Origin of the sequence: Haloferax mediterranei ATCC 33500, assembly GCF_000306765.2 — an archaeon.
GTDB classification, from domain to species: Archaea; Halobacteriota; Halobacteria; order Halobacteriales; family Haloferacaceae; genus Haloferax; species Haloferax mediterranei.
The window spans coordinates 228,655-242,893 of the sequence record NC_017941.2 but is presented as its reverse complement, the minus strand read 5'-3'; the positions used below and the strand labels follow the sequence as shown (position 1 = coordinate 242,893).

Genomic DNA, 14,239 nt, shown 5'->3' with positions numbered 1-14,239 from the left:
AAAGAGCGTCGCCTAAGCCCTTCGCTCGTGGGTATCGCCGGCGCAATGGCGGATGGTGTAGCCTCTCGATTAGCCCGGAGAAGGAGCGAGCTAACTCGATATGAACGGGTGAACAACTGCCGATATCCGTGAGTGAACTACTGCGAACCAAGCGAGTGAACAACCGTCGATACCGATAGACGATAATCCGAGGGCAACTCTTAATTCCGGTGCCGCGCAAGACTGTATAGTTACATGGGCTTGCCGCCGCTACTACCACTTCCAGCTACGTTACTCGCGGCCGCACAGGTCTCGGACCTCCCCGTTGGCGACAATACAATCACCGCACTCGGGGTGGCCGCGATTATCGTACTCATCGGACTCTCGGCATTCTTTTCCTCCTCCGAGATTGCGATGTTCTCGCTGGCGAAACACCGCGTCGACTCGATGGTCGAGGACGGAGTCCCCGGCGCAGATCGGGTGAAAGCGCTCAAGGACGACCCTCACCGCCTCCTCGTGACCATCCTGGTCGGAAACAACATCGCCAACATCGCGATGTCCTCCATCTCGACCGGGCTGCTCGTCTTTGTCGGGTTCCAACAGGGAGAGGCCGTTGCCATCGCAACATTCGGTATTACGGCCATCGTCCTGTTGTTCGGCGAGAGTGCTCCGAAATCCTACGCGGTCGAGAACACCGAGTCCTGGTCCCTCCGCATTGCGCGCCCGCTGAAGTACGCAGAGCTACTGTTACTTCCGCTCGTCGTCTTCTTCGACTACCTGACGCGAGTCATCAACAAGATTACCGGCGGACAGACCGCCATCGAGACGACGTACGTCACCCGCGACGAGATTCAGAATCTCATCGAGACGGGCGAGCGCGAGGGTGTCATCGAAGAGGAAGAACGCGAGATGCTCGACCGCATCTTCCGCTTTAACTCGACGATTGCCAAGGAGGTCATGACGCCGCGTCTCGATATGACCGCCGTCCCGAAGGACGCGACCATCGACGAGGCCATCGAGACCTGTGTACAGGCCGACCACGAGCGAGTGCCCGTCTACGACGGTAATCTCGACAACATCATCGGTATCGCCAACATCCGAAACCTCGTCCGCGAGCAGTATTATGGTGAACGTGGCGTGACCATCGCCGATATCGTCTCGCCGACCCTCCACGTCCCCGAATCGAAGAACGTCGACGAACTCATGGCGGAGATGCAGGACACCCGGATGCAGATGGTCATCGTCATCGACGAGTTCGGGACCACTGAGGGACTTATCACGCTCGAAGACATGGTCGAGGAAATCGTCGGCGACATCCTCGAAGGCGACGAGGAAGAGCCGTTCGAGGAGGTCGACGAGAACACGGTCCTCGTCCGTGGTGAGGTCAACATCGACGAAGTCAACGAGATACTCGATATCGACCTTCCGGAAGGCGAAGAGTTCGAGACGCTCGCAGGTTTCATCTTCAACCGCGCCGGCCGCCTCGTCGAAGAGGGCGAAGAGATCACCTACGACAACATCGTCATCCGCATCGAACAGGTCGACAACACGCGCATCATGAAAGCGCGCATCCAAACTAACGTCGGCGTCGAGGACGCGGAAAACGACGGCGATGTGGACGACGAAGAAGCGGAAGTCGAACCCGACACGTAGTCGGGTCGAACGGGTTCTTTTCGGCTATGCTATCCGAGGAGCGGAAACGAGAGAAGCACCAGCGCCAGCGACACCAATACGAAAACGGCCAGTCCGAAAGAGCGACGAACACCACACGGAAGTCCCCCTCACACGGGGAATACAATCGAGACGAGCGTAAAGATGCCGTAGCCGAGGCCGAACGCGAGGAGCAAGGACCCAATCCACGCGAGGACGGTGTAGAGCATTTTCCGCCCTGAGACGCCAGAACCGCCAGCGGCGTAGCCGGAACCGATGATGGCGCTGACAATTATCTCGTTGAACGAGACGGGAACGCCGAGTGCGACGGCCGTCTGCGCGATTGCGAACGAGGGAATCATCGCCGCGATAGAGCGGCGCGGTCCGAGTGAGGAGTAGTCCTGCGCGAGCGCCTTTATCATGCGCGGCGCGCCGGTCCAGGACCCTGCAAGGAGCCCGAGTCCGCCACCGACGAGAAGCGCGGGGAGCGGAACAGTCACCGCATCGAGGAGCGGGACCAGCGGACCGATTGCGAGACCGACCTGACTCCCGCCGGCGGAGAACGCGACGAGACCGCCGAGAGCGAGGAGAAACCGACGTTGTCCCCGAGCCTGGTTGGTCGATATCCAGCGACCGACGATTGCGGCCGCGACGAGACCGACGGACAGCGACGCAACGACGAACCACACTGTTTCGCCGATGCCGACGACGCCGGTCAGTTCGAGAGCGGCCACGCGCGCGACTGACGCGGACGACCCATTCACGCCGAGACTCGCAAACTCCATGTTCGCGACGAGAAGGCCAACGATACCCGCGAGAGCGGGGACCGTCCAGCGCTCGGAGACCTCTTCGGCCCGGAGCGTCCGGGCGGTCGCGTACGACGCACCGCCGCCGACAAAGGGCGTGAGTACCCAAAGCGAGAGGATTTGCTGGTATTTCGACCACGCGGGAACACCACCCATAGCGAGACCGACGCCGACGACAGCACCGGTGACAGTGAACGCAGTGGCAATCGGATAGCCGGCAAAGACGCCGAGCGCGACGAGCACCGCTGCGGTGAGCAAAGCGACAACTGCAGCGGCCGCGGTTAGCGTGACACCGCCGATAAGTTCGGTCCCGACGGCATTAGTGACGTTTGCGCCTTGGAGGAATGCCCCGGCGAACCCGAGGAGACCGACGATAAACCCGGCGCGCATCACCGAGATGGCGTTGGCACCGACTGCTGGCGCGAACGGCGTCGACCCCGACGAACCGGCGCCGATAGCCCACGCCATGAACAGACTCGCAAGTGCGGCGACGACGAACGTCGCAAGTGTCCCGACTGCTACCACGACAGCACACCTCGACGGCCCTCGAATGGCGTGTCCGTCATCCTAGCGGCGGCGCGCCTCGTCGTATCCCTCACTCAGACCGAGTAGCGTCCGCCGAACGAGGAGATACGCGAAAAAGACGAAGAGCAATATTGCGACGAGCAATCCCGTGAACACAGGGTCACCCACGAGAAAATCGACGATGCCGTCTACGACCAAAGGGTCGGTCATGTGCGAGGTTTCCGCGGGCACGAGGTATAGCCATTTCGGCGTCAGGACGTGACGGAATACGAACACTGATACCGAAAACACGAGTAGCGCGAAGAAATGGCCGACCTCATTCCCTCCAACTCCGGGACCCCCGGCGATGACGACCGGGACGACCGGGACCCGCGGGTTGTCGGCCTCGACAGCGACGAGGCTGACGACTTACTCGCTGCCATCGCTTCGGCTACTGCCCGGTCGGTCCTCGCATCGCTCCACGAGTCGCCTGCAACCCCGTCAGAACTCGCAAACGATGTCGACACGTCGCTCCAAAACGTCCAGTACCACCTCGGTAACCTCTCGGAAGCGGAACTCATCGAGGTAATAGACACGCGGTACTCCGAGAAAGGCCGCGAGATGAACGTCTACGCACCCGCCGACCGTGCTCTCGTCGTCGTTGCCGGACGCGACGACGAGACGAAGGGACTCAAAGGAGCACTCTCGCGTCTCATCGGCGGCATCGGTGTCCTCGGCATCGGGTCAGCCGTGGTGAACCGACTCGCCCGGTCGAGAACTATCTTCCCGTTTGCAACCGGGAGCGCAGGCGGTGAAGCAGAAACTGCCGATAGCGGAGCCGCGGTGAACGACTCCGCCAGCACCGTGACGGACCTCAACGCTACGTACCAGACGAATAATACAACTGCAGGAGGGCAGACGACTGCAGCGACTTCGGGCGGGGAACAGACCGTGACCGAAACGGCAGCCGAAACAGCGTGGACCGCACCCGAGACGGCGGCCGAAACAGCGACCCAGACGCCGACTCCGACACTAAAGCCGACTGCAACGCCGACACCGGCGGCGGACACGACGACAGTAGCTCAGCAGTTGACGGAGACCACGACGGAACTGACGACCGGTTCGTCGGGTCTCGGGGAGACGGTGGCGTCGCTCTCGCCGGGTGCACTATTCTTCCTCGGCGGACTGACGGTTCTTCTCGCGTGGGTCGTGGTCGGCGTTCTCCGAGACTAAAAGGGTTGTTTGAGCCTACGGTGTGTATTTGGCCACCTGGGTCCTACGGTGAAGTGCGAGGCTGCGTTCGGTCCCACGGACGACGGTCGGGACACTGCCATCCCCGTGCGCCCCTGCCCCTTTCCCGGCGTCGTCTCCCCGCGTGGCCTCGGCCTGCCTGCCATGGGATTTCCCCCAATCCCATCCCAACCACCCCCGCTGATTCTTCCGGTCCTCCACCGGACCCGTGTTCTGTTAGTGCTCCTCTGGGATAACACGGAACGTCTCGAATACGTCTCCGTCGACAGTAACCAGTCGCCCGCGGAGACCACCGTCCGGCAGTTCCTCCAGTTCTGCGTGCGCCTGCCGGTTCCCACGTGGTTGGGCGTGACTCCCCGGATTGAGAAGCGGAATCGCGCCGGTTCCGTCGAAGGTGGGTCGGTGACTGTGGCCGAAGATGACCGCGTCAGCGCCGCGTTCTCGTCCGAAAAGCGAGAGGGCGGTTCCGCCACCGCGACGGGTGTGCGTCATCGCGAATTCCACACCGCCGTACGTGAAGTTCCGCGCCTCGGGAATCCGGTCACGAATCTCCGGGCCGTCGTTGTTGCCATAGACGGCGAGGAACGACTCGGATTCGGCGATGAATGCGTCGAGGACGGATTCACGCATAAAATCGCCCGCGTGGACGACGAGATCGGCTTCGCGGACCGCTTCGAGGGTTCGGTTCGCGAGTCGGTGACCGTCGGTACTGTGAGTATCGGAGACGACGACGAGCATATCTCCGCCTATGCATCGAGGGGATTGAAACCTGCTGACTGCGGCACGAAGTACGATTCAGCCAAAGTGACCTGTCCGTCCGTCGGTAAGTCTATCCGGGAGGGGGGAGTGACCCACCACATGGCAGGCAGTACGTCGGTCGTCATCGCGGCCCTCTTTGCGAATGGCGCTATCGCAGTCCTCAAGTTCCTCGGGTTTCTCGCGACTGGGAGTCCATCGATGCTCTCCGAAACGTACCACTCGATTTCCGACACCGGGAATCAGGTGTTCCTCCTCATCGGAATTCGGTACAGTCGGCGCGAAGAGACCCGCGAACACCCGTTCGGCTTCGGGAAGGCACAGTTCTTCTACTCGTTTCTCGTCTCCGTGATGCTGTTCGGAATCGCCGGGTGGGAGTCGGCGAAACACGGCTACAACGCGTTGATGCACCCGAGTCACAGCGAGAGCGCAAATGCGCTCATACTCTTCGGAAGGGAGATAGAACCCGTCTACGTCAACGTCGCTATCCTCCTCGGAGCTATCGCCTTCGAAAGCTACGCATTCCTGAAGGCGAACGCCGAACTCCGCCGCCAAATCGAGGAGTACGAGTGGAGCGGTCTCGTGCAAGCGTTCCGCGAGACGAGCGACGTGACGACGCTCACGGCGTTCACCGAGGACACCGTTGCCCTCGGGGGCGCGGTGCTCGCCCTCGCCGGAATCGGACTCACCGAACTGACCGGCAATGAGGCGTTCGACGCCGCCGCGGCACTCCTCATCGGTATTCTCCTCATGGGCTTCGCAATCGCACTCGCATGGGAGAACAAACGTCTCCTCATCGGCGAGAGCATTCCGCTGGACGAAGAACAAGCACTCAAAGGAATCGTCCGCGATGACCCCCACGTCAGCCACGTCGACCGCTTCCGTGCGTCGTACGTCGGCCCGGAGAAACTCCTTTTGGCCCTCAACGTGAGTTTCGACTCCGAACTCGGTACCGAGGAGATAGACGACTACATCACCGAAATCGAAAACGAACTCAAGGCTGCTGACGACCGCGTCCACTTCGTCTACATCGAACCCGAGCTATAGATGGACCTCCCTGAACTCGTCCCCCCGCTCATCTTTGTCGCCGCGGGCGGCTACATGTACAGTCGCCCGATGTCGGTCCGGACTCTGGTCTCACCACGGGAGTGGAAGGAGTCGCCGAAGAAAGCAGAGCATCTCCAGCGCGGATTGGCGAAGGCGGTGGGTCTCGCGCTCGTCGTCGCTGGCGTGCTGTGGTTCGTCGTCGGACTGAGTTCCTAAACAGGGGCCGAGCCTACTGCGACTGGACTGCCTTGGCAACGAGTTCGACTGCTTCTTTGACTTCGGCCCGCGAGACGTTCAGATTCGTCGTGAACCGGGTGTGGTACTCGCCGAACGGGCCGCCGAGGACGCCCACGTCATCACACAATTCGACGAACTCCTGTGCCGTCACCCCCGCGGCCTCGGAGTCGACGACGACGATGTTCGTGTCCGGGGTCGGTACCGACAACCCCTCAATGTCGTCGAGACCGTCGGCGAGGATGCGAGCGTTCTCGTGGTCGTCGTCGAGGCGTTCGACGTTATCGAGGGCGACGAGACCGGGTGCGGCGATGAGACCAGCCTGTCGCATTCCGCCGCCGAACTGCTTGCGGACGCGGACGGCCTGTTCGACGAATGCCTCCGAACCGGCGAGAATCGAGCCGACGGGTGCACCGAGTCCCTTCGAGAGACAGAACATCACGGTATCGACGTGCTCAACCATCGCCGCCGGGTCCTCGTCGAGCGCGATGCAGGCGTTGAACAACCGCGCGCCGTCGAGGTGGACCGGCATCCCGAGTTCGTGTGCTGTTTCGGCCGCGGCGTCGATGTCGGCTTTCGGGATGGCGACGCCGCCGCGGGCATTGTGCGTGTTTTCGAGACAAACCAGCCCCGTTCCGGCGACGTGAAGGGATTCTTCTCGCGCGTGCTCGCGGACCTGCTCGGGTGTCGGTGCGCCGCGTTCGCCGGCGTCGAAGGCGCGAACCTGCAAGCCCGAGAGTTGGGCGAACCCGCCGACTTCCCACTTGTAGACGTGGGCTTCGACATCGACCAACGCCTCCTGACCCGGGTCGGCGTGGACGCGAGCGGCAATCTGGTTCCCCATCGTTCCGGAGGGGACGAACACCGCGGCTTCCATGCCGACCAACTCGGCGGCGCGTGCTTCGAGTTCGTTCACGGTCGGGTCGTCGTCGTACACGTCGTCGCCGACATCGGCATCTCGCGCGGCCTCGCGCATCTCGTCGGAGGGGAGCGTGACAGTGTCGCTTCGGAGGTCTATCATTGTACTGAGAGACTGACCGAGCCGAGAAATAGGCGATGGTCGGGTCAGCGCACGGTCGTGCTATCGGCACGCCTTGCGCTTCGAAACGTGTTTGTTGTACGAACACTCACGACGCGGTATGGACCCGCGCATCCGTGAACACGCTCAGACTATCGTCGACCACTCGACCCGCATCGAGGAGGGCGACAACGTCGTCGTCTCCGCACCCGCCGTCGCCGAAGACCTCGTGACCGCTATCTGCGAACTCGTCGGCGAGCGCGGGGCGTACGTCGTCAACACCGACAGCAACTCCCGGTTCATGCGCGCATTCCTCCGTGCGTCCGACGGCGAGGAGTTCGAAACGCCGTCGCACCAACTCGCGCTCATCGAGGAGACGGACGTGCTCATCAACGTCCGCGCCGAGGAAAACGCCACAGAACAAAGTGACGTCGACCCCGCGACGAACGCCGCGTGGAAGCGCGCCTACAAGCCGATTCAGGCCGAGGCGCTCTCGAAGCGCTGGTGTCTCACCCAGCATCCCGCAACGGGGAGTGCGCAACTCGCCGGCATGAGCACCGAAGCGTACGAAAACTTCGTCTACGACGCTGTCACGCTCGACTGGGAGAAGCAGGCCGAACACCAGAAACAGATGGTCGAGATTCTGAACGACGCTGACGAAGTGCGCATCGTCTCGGGCGACGAGACGGACGTGACGATGAGCGTCGCGGGCAACACAACCATCAACGACAAGGGCGAGCACAACCTCCCCGGCGGCGAAGTGTTCACCGCACCCGTCAAGGACTCCGTCGACGGCGAGGTCTACTTCGACCTCCCGCTCTACCGGCAGGGTCGCGAAGTCTCGGGTGTCCGGGTTCGCTTCGAAGACGGCGAGGTCGTCAACTACAGCGCCGAGCGCAACGAGGAGGTCTTAGACGGCGTCTTTGATACCGACGAGGGTGCACGATATCTCGGCGAACTGGGTATCGGCATGAACCGGAGTATCGACCGCTTTACCTACAACATGCTCTTCGACGAGAAGATGGGCGACACCGTCCACTTGGCCGTCGGTTCGGCCTACCCGGAGACGGTCGGCGAGGAGAACGAACGCAACGAGAGCGCCGAGCACGTCGACATGATCGTCGACATGTCCGAGGACTCCGTCATCGAAGTCGATGGGGAAGTCGTCCAGCGCAACGGGACGTTCGTCTTTGAAGACGACTTCTAAGCCTGCTTTTTCCCTCCAGGTTTTTGCGACCGGAACGGAGTGACGGGCGTAAAAAGGTGGAACTGGGACGTTCGTCTTTGAAGACGACTTCTAAGCCTGCTTTTTCCCTCCAGGTTTTTGCGACCGGAACGGAGTGACGGGCGTAAAAAGGTGGAACTGGGACGTTCGTCTTTGAGGACGGCTTCGAAGGAATAGCGGACTTGTTTTTGGCTTGTTTCTGAGTAAGCTGTACCGTTTCATCTCCAATTTGTGTATTGACAAATCAGTTTCCGTCACCGGGTTCTCCAGTCGAAATACTACCCTTCAGAAACGCGGAACTATCGTCACCACAGGTGCCGCCAGATACACCCCAAATCGACCGAGATACTGTCTACGCTCCAGTTGAAACACTGCCCTTCCAGCTATGGAACATCGTGTGATAAAAAATCACATAGGCCAATAACTTTAATCCGAATACACGAGGAGAGTGTATCGATGCCAGCGGTTCAGTGTCGGGCCTGTGGTCGCGACGTGGGAGTACACGAAATCGAGACCACGACGCAGACCACACCCGACGGGTTCGACACGAGGTATCGGTGTCCCTACTGCAAAGAGGAGATGCGCGACGTAAAAATGCGAATCGTCTGACTGTGACGCGGCGTTATTCGTCGACGTCGAGCGCGAACTGCTCGTTTTCGGTGACTGCGTTGAGCACGACCGAGGTGTTCGACTCGCGGATGTCCGTGTCGGTAAGGAGCTTCTTGATTTGCGTGTTCATGCCGTCGGTGTCGCGGAACTTGCCGATGGCGATGATGTCGTAGTCGCCGGTGACCTCGTAGACCGAGATCATCTGTTTTTCTGCGCGGAGTCGCTCGGTAATCTCGGGGAGCGCAGACCCCTCGACTTTGAGTTGGATGACGGCGGTGACATCGTAGCCGAGCGCGTCGTAGTTCACGCGCGGTGTGTAGCCCTCAATGACACCCTCGTCTTCGAGGTCGCGCAGGTGATTCGAGACGGTCGTGACCGACACGTCGAGTTCTTCCGCAAGGCTACGCAGACTCGCACGACCATCGCCGAGGAGTGCATTGATGAGCTTCGCATCGAGGTTTTCGTACGTCATTACATTCAGAAACCGTCCGGGGGCATTAGAATTTTACGAATATCCAATTCTGTGGCCGCCAACGGGGAATTGCATTAAGCGGAAAGGTCTTTATAGTGCGGGTGTACGAATTGCATGTTCAGGAAAATGACGGAAGACAACGTACTCACCGACGGTGGCCTGAGCGCCGAGGCACAGGCAGTCATCGACGAGATCGAAGAGAAGAATGTCGACTTCCTCCGCCTCCAGTTCACCGATATTCTCGGCACAGTTAAGAACGTCTCCATTCCAGCATCGCAAGCCGAAAAGGCGTTCACAGAGGGAATCTACTTCGACGGATCGTCTATCGACGGTTTCGTGCGCATTCAGGAATCCGACATGCGCCTCGAACCCGACCCGTCCACGTTCGCCATCCTCCCGTGGCGGAAGAAGGAAAACAGCGCGGCGGCCCGACTCATCTGTGACGTGTTCAACACGTCCACCGGCGAACCGTTCAGCGGCGACCCGCGTGGCGTCCTCAAGCGCGCTATCGAACGCGCAGAGGACATGGGATACGACATCAACGCAGCCCCCGAACCGGAGTTCTTCCTCTTCGAGGAAGATGAAGACGGCAGCGCGACGACCATCACGAACGACGCCGGTGGCTACTTCGACCTTGCACCGAAGGACCTTGCGTCGGACGTGCGCCGCGACATCATCTACGGTCTCGAAAGCATGGGCTTCGACATCGAAGCCTCGCACCACGAGGTCGCAGAAGGCCAGCACGAGATTAACTTCACGTACGACGACGCCCTCTCGACGGCCGACAACGTCGCGACCTTCCGGTCTGTCGTCCGCGCCATCGCGGCCGAACACGACCTCCACGCGACCTTCATGCCCAAGCCGATTGCCAAGGTCAACGGCTCCGGGATGCACACACACATCTCGCTGTTCAAGGACGGCGAGAACGCGTTCCACGACGGTGCCGACGAGTTCGACCTGAGCGAGACGGCAAAGCAGTTCACCGCCGGTATCCTCGAACACGCACCCGCCGTGACTGCCGTCGCCAACCCGACGGTGAACTCCTACAAGCGCCTCGTCCCCGGCTACGAAGCGCCGGTCTACATCGCGTGGTCCGACCGCAACCGCTCGGCGCTCATCCGCAAACCGGCCGCCCGCACGCCAGCAGCCTCCCGTATCGAGGCTCGCTTCCCCGACCCGTCCTGTAACCCGTACCTCGCCCTCGCGGCGCTCATCCACGCCGGTCTCGACGGCATCGAGCGCGAACTCGACTGCGCGGACCCGGTCCGCGAGAACATCTACGAGTTCGACGAGGAGAAACGCGAAGAGTACGGCATCGAGACGCTCCCGAAGGACCTCGGCGCTGCTGTCGACGCCCTCGAAGAAGACGAAGTCATCCAGAACGCGCTCGGCGAGCACGTCACCGAGAAGTTCGTCGAAGCGAAGCGCTCCGAGTTTAAGGACTACCTCGTCGCCGTCTCCGAGTGGGAAATCGACCGGTACCTCGAGACGTTCTAAGCGCGACGAACTCTCAGCAGTCTCTTATCTTTCGGACCCCGTCACCGAGAGCGGCAAGGCCGGGCATATAGTCGGTTGGTTTGTTCCCAGAATAGCACAAAATACTTACAATAACACGAGTCACCAGCGTTCAGTGAGAGTGAACAAAGACGACGTTCGTCGGGCATACGACGACTTGGCTCCAGTGCACGCCGAACAGCGCACTGGAGATGGAGACGGAACAGACATTCTCGCGGAGTTTCTCGATTCGCTCTCCGAGTCGCCTCGCGTGCTCGACGCGGGGTGTGGACAGGGAACACCGATTCTGGCTCGATTGGCGTCCGAAGCGGCCCCAGTGGGGCTCGACTTCTCTCGCGGGCAGTTGTCGTTGGCCGCCGAGAGCGTCCCCGACGCTCCGCTTCTGCAGGGGGATATGACGACACTCCCGTTCGAATCGGACACCTTCGATGCCGTCGTCGCTTACTGGTCGCTGATTCACGTGCCGATGGACGACCACCAGACGGTCATCGACGAGTTCGCTCGGGTTCTTCGGCCCGGTGGCCGCGTCCTCCTGTGTGAGGGGACGAACGAGTGGGTTGGCGAGAACCCCGACTGGCTCGAAAGCGGTGTTCGGATGGAGTGGAACATCGCCGGTGCCGAAGAGACGCGCGCGCAACTACAGAACGCGGGATTCCGCGTCACCGACACGTGGGGCGCGCCAGAGACGATGAACCCGGATGAGGAAGACGGAGAAGACGCAGACACCGAAGGCGCAGACGCAGAAACCGAGGCCGAGGACGCAGACGCCGAAGACAACGAGGACCACCCGTGGACGTTTTTCTCCGCCCGACTGAGGTCGTAAGCCGGGCGACTACTGTTCGACAGATTTCCCAGCCGCCGCATCGCCGCTCAGTCGGCTCTGTATCCACGGCGCGGCGAGGATGAACGCGACGACAGTTCCGGTCGCGAGAATCGCGATTGGAAGCACGTGGAGCGCGTCGGCAACGACCCAGAGCGCGCCCGCACCGAGCAGGGACACGAGTGCAGCCGGGAGCGACAGTGTCGGCAGCGACTCGTGGTCAGAAAGCCGGGACCAGCCGACGAGACCGCCAAGTGACCCGCCGAGGGCGGCAGACGCGTTTGCCGCGTGGTGCGGCGTCCCGCTTGCGATAACCACTGCGAGGGCGACGGCGCTGAGCCCGACCGCGAGTGCGAACAGTCGCGTCGGGTCGAGGTGGCCGGGAACGTCGTCCGCGTCGGCGACCGTAAAGACGAGTATGAGTACCACGAGCCCGAGGAGCGTGCCGACGACGACATCGACGCCGTAGTGGACGCCGAGGACGACGCGGGAGAGTGCGACTGTTGCGACGATAGCCGCGGCAGCGAGGGCGCGTCGCCGTCGGTCCCATACGTCGAGAAGGAGCGCGGCAGCCCCGTAGACGACCGTGGTTCCGAGCGCGTGTCCGCTGGGGAATCCAAACCCATCGTCGGTCGTAAACGAGACGAACAAGTCCGCGAGCGGGGCGGGCCAGTTCGGGGCCGAGGCGATTTCGGCTGTCGGCGGGCGGGGGAGCGCGAAGCCGACTTTGAGCGACGTCACCAGCGAGAGCGAGATAAACGCGAGGGCGACGAACGAGGCAGCGACTCGTCGCGGGCGCTCCGAAATACGAGGGCGTGCAAGCCAGTACAGCGAGGTGAACGCGAGGAAGAAGAACCACTGGTCGCCGAGTTGCGTGACGAGACCGAACAGAAAGACAACTACGTCTGGCGCGGTCGAAAGAACGGTTTCGCCGATACCACGAGTCTGAAGCGGGAACATCTCAGCTACGACGTTCTCGAACGGCGTCGATAGCGCGTCCGGGCACGCCAAGCGCGTTTAGGCCGATGCCAAAGATGACGAACAGGACGTAGAGTCCGAGCGTCGAAAGGAAGATGATGAGCATGGCTACGACCGCGATGAGGTCCGAGTTGAGGTAGTAGAACGCGCCGAGCGTGAGGACGACGCCGTAGCCGAGGACGATGTAGGGACCCCAGCCTCTGGCTTTCCCGCGGCGCATCCGACGGCGGACGTACCGCTTCAACTCGGCTTCGAGTTTGGGCTTTTCGACCGTCCGGTCGGTTACGTCGGACTCGAATGCATCGAGGTCCGCACGGAGTTCCTCGACCTGCGATTCCAACTCCTCGATGTCGGGAGCGCCACGCGGGGAGACGGACGCGCCGGTCTGGTGCTCGTCGTCGGCGTCGTCGCCCGTCCGTGGACCATCTGTGTCACCTCGGTCGTCGCTCATATCCGTACGACCGTCATGTCGAACTCCCGTATGTTGTACCTGCCGGTCCATTCCGCCGGGCCCCCCGGGCGGTCGCCTGGTTCTGAGCGTCACGTGCTGTTGACCACCCCGGCGGTGACGGCGTTGATGACCGCACCGAAAAGGAGGATGAGGCCAGAGAAGTAGAACCACGTCACGAGGAGCAAGATTGAGCCCAGCGCGCCCGCGACGGACGACCCGGCGACCTGCGCGTAGATACCGAAGCCGATGCCGAGTGCGGTCCAGCCGACCGCCGCAAAGACCGTTCCTGGAACGACCTGTCGCGCCGAGAGACCCACATCGGGAAAGACGTAGTACAGTGGGAAGAACGCCGCACACAGCGTGAGAAGCAAGAGAAGCGGCGAGAGAAACTGGACGAACGGCACCTGAAGAAAACTGAGAAGCGCGGTCAAGGCTGCGACACCGAGGGTCCCGAGACCGATGCTACCGAGGGCAATACTCCCATCACGGAGTTGGTCGACAAGGCCGCCCGCTTCCGAGCCATAGATTCGTGAGAAGGCGATGTCGAGGCCGCGAAAGAGTTTCAGTGCACCCCAAAGAGTCAGACCGAGACTGACCGCTCCGACGCTTCCCTGTCCGGCTCGGTCCGACAGCGCTTCCTCGACAAGGCCCTGTCCTGCCGGAAGCAGATACTGGTCGACAATCGATTGCAGTTGGGTTTGGAGTGCCTCGCCGCCGACCGCAGTCGTGACGACGACGCCGAGGACGAGAAGCGGAATGAGCGAGACGAGCGTATAGTACGAGATACTCGCCGCGAGAAAGGAGATTTCCTTTTCCCGAGCCGTGTCGATGATGGCCCGGGCCACAGGAACGACAGTCCGAATCTGAGCACTCACGTATCATGAAAACGACACCGAGAGCAAAGAAGCTAGCCCGAAAACGGGC

General features: G+C 61.6%; 14 protein-coding genes and 1 pseudogene. 8 read left to right on the top strand and 7 right to left on the bottom strand.

The window, feature by feature from the left end:
• The first annotated feature begins 234 nt into the window (after window positions 1-234).
• Window positions 235-1,632 (top strand): hemolysin family protein, encoded by a 1,398-nt coding sequence (locus tag HFX_RS01250; RefSeq protein WP_004058321.1) that lies wholly within the window; start codon window positions 235-237, stop codon window positions 1,630-1,632.
• A 128-nt stretch (window positions 1,633-1,760) separates the two neighbouring features.
• On the opposite strand, the gene HFX_RS01245 is transcribed toward HFX_RS01250, so the two are convergent.
• On the bottom strand, window positions 1,761-2,960 hold the full coding sequence (locus HFX_RS01245) for an inorganic phosphate transporter (RefSeq protein WP_004058323.1): 1,200 nt from the start codon (window positions 2,958-2,960) through the stop codon (window positions 1,761-1,763).
• Between the two features lie 42 nt (window positions 2,961-3,002).
• Window positions 3,003-3,170, bottom strand: coding sequence for a DUF7859 family protein (locus tag HFX_RS19910; protein WP_014732073.1), 168 nt, complete (start codon window positions 3,168-3,170; stop codon window positions 3,003-3,005).
• Window positions 3,171-3,266: 96 nt separating this feature from the next.
• Between HFX_RS19910 and HFX_RS01240 the strand changes: the two genes are divergently transcribed.
• On the top strand, window positions 3,267-4,172 hold the full coding sequence (locus HFX_RS01240; protein ID WP_004058327.1) for an ArsR/SmtB family transcription factor: 906 nt from the start codon (window positions 3,267-3,269) through the stop codon (window positions 4,170-4,172).
• Between the two features lie 234 nt (window positions 4,173-4,406).
• On the opposite strand, the gene HFX_RS01235 is transcribed toward HFX_RS01240, so the two are convergent.
• Window positions 4,407-4,928, bottom strand: a complete 522-nt coding sequence (locus tag HFX_RS01235) for a metallophosphoesterase (protein WP_004058329.1) — start codon at window positions 4,926-4,928, stop codon at window positions 4,407-4,409.
• Window positions 4,929-5,048: 120 nt separating this feature from the next.
• Between HFX_RS01235 and HFX_RS01230 the strand changes: the two genes are divergently transcribed.
• The gene (locus tag HFX_RS01230) at window positions 5,049-5,993 is read left to right on the top strand and encodes a cation diffusion facilitator family transporter (RefSeq protein ID WP_004058331.1); all 945 of its coding nucleotides are present in this window, start codon (window positions 5,049-5,051) and stop codon (window positions 5,991-5,993) included.
• Window positions 5,994-6,209, top strand: coding sequence for a hypothetical protein (locus tag HFX_RS01225; RefSeq protein ID WP_004058333.1), 216 nt, complete (start codon window positions 5,994-5,996; stop codon window positions 6,207-6,209).
• A 13-nt stretch (window positions 6,210-6,222) separates the two neighbouring features.
• Here the strand turns inward: HFX_RS01225 and HFX_RS01220 are convergent, their stop codons facing one another.
• Window positions 6,223-7,248 carry a threonine aldolase family protein gene (locus tag HFX_RS01220; RefSeq protein WP_004058335.1) on the bottom strand — a complete coding sequence of 342 codons (1,026 nt, stop codon included), beginning with the start codon at window positions 7,246-7,248 and terminating at the stop codon, window positions 6,223-6,225.
• A gap of 118 nt (window positions 7,249-7,366) precedes the next feature.
• Here HFX_RS01220 and HFX_RS01215 point away from each other — a divergent pair, with 118 nt between their 5' ends.
• Complete coding sequence (locus HFX_RS01215) at window positions 7,367-8,452, top strand: aminopeptidase (protein WP_004058337.1); 1,086 nt, start codon at window positions 7,367-7,369, stop codon at window positions 8,450-8,452.
• Window positions 8,453-8,926: 474 nt separating this feature from the next.
• Complete coding sequence (locus HFX_RS19905; protein ID WP_004058339.1) at window positions 8,927-9,079, top strand: hypothetical protein; 153 nt, start codon at window positions 8,927-8,929, stop codon at window positions 9,077-9,079.
• 13 nt (window positions 9,080-9,092) lie between these two features.
• Here the strand turns inward: HFX_RS19905 and lrp are convergent, their stop codons facing one another.
• Window positions 9,093-9,551: an HTH-type transcriptional regulator Lrp gene (gene lrp, locus HFX_RS01210; RefSeq protein WP_004058341.1), complete on the bottom strand. Its 459-nt coding sequence runs from the start codon at window positions 9,549-9,551 to the stop codon at window positions 9,093-9,095.
• A 126-nt stretch (window positions 9,552-9,677) separates the two neighbouring features.
• Here lrp and glnA point away from each other — a divergent pair, with 126 nt between their 5' ends.
• Both glnA and HFX_RS01200 read left to right on the top strand, forming a co-directional pair.
• A complete protein-coding gene (glnA, locus tag HFX_RS01205) occupies window positions 9,678-11,048 on the top strand; it encodes a type I glutamate--ammonia ligase (RefSeq protein WP_004058344.1) in 1,371 nt (456 codons plus the stop codon).
• A 139-nt stretch (window positions 11,049-11,187) separates the two neighbouring features.
• Complete coding sequence (locus tag HFX_RS01200) at window positions 11,188-11,889, top strand: class I SAM-dependent methyltransferase (protein ID WP_004058347.1); 702 nt, start codon at window positions 11,188-11,190, stop codon at window positions 11,887-11,889.
• 9 nt (window positions 11,890-11,898) lie between these two features.
• Here HFX_RS01200 and HFX_RS01195 read toward each other — a convergent pair whose 3' ends face one another.
• Window positions 11,899-12,846 carry a phosphatase PAP2 family protein gene (locus tag HFX_RS01195; RefSeq protein WP_004058349.1) on the bottom strand — a complete coding sequence of 316 codons (948 nt, stop codon included), beginning with the start codon at window positions 12,844-12,846 and terminating at the stop codon, window positions 11,899-11,901.
• Window position 12,847: 1 nt separating this feature from the next.
• A pseudogene (locus tag HFX_RS20540) lies at window positions 12,848-14,190 on the bottom strand (YihY/virulence factor BrkB family protein).
• Window positions 14,191-14,239 lie beyond the last annotated feature (49 nt).